The 565-nt window shown below is 54.3% G+C and carries 1 pseudogene; it reads right to left on the bottom strand.

What is annotated here, in order from left to right:
• Window positions 1–565, bottom strand: a pseudogene (locus tag PG879_RS20485) (IS5 family transposase); the annotation flags it as partial.

Consider the following 565-nt stretch of genomic DNA (forward strand, 5'->3'; position numbering starts at 1 on the left):
AAAGCCAGTTTGATAAAGGCTGCAAAACTCTTGGCTAGCTTTTCATATCTCGTTGAAAACCGGCGAAACTTCTTCAACCAACCGAAGCACCGCTCCACGACATTGCGCCTGCGGTAATGCACCTTGTCCAGTACCAATGGACGCCCCTTATGGCGCCGTTGCTGGTCGCTGCGTTGCGGAATGACCGCTTTTATCCTTCTCCGCCGTAGCTCGGCTCGAAAGGCTTTGCTGCTATAGGCCTTGTCTGCGGCAAGATGCGCTGGCCGTGTTCGGTAGCGACCTGATGACGTTGGTATCCTCGCCATGGCCAACGCGCTTGTTGCATAGCTGATTTCTGCTGATTGCCCCGGTGACAGGCAGAAGCTCAGTGGTAAGCCATGACCGTCCGTGACCAAGTGAATTTTGCTGCCGAAACCTCCCCGCGAACGGCCAAGGGCTTGATTCATTGAGGTGTTTTTTTACGTGCACCGGCAGCATCTTTGGATGCTCTGACATTGGAGCCGTCCAGGCACCACAGGTCGAAATCGATGAGCCCTTCTTCATTGAGCTTGAGTTGCAGCGCTTC

It is taken from the genome of Aeromonas sp. QDB63, assembly GCF_027707425.1.
GTDB classification, from domain to species: Bacteria; Pseudomonadota; Gammaproteobacteria; order Enterobacterales; family Aeromonadaceae; genus Aeromonas; species Aeromonas caviae.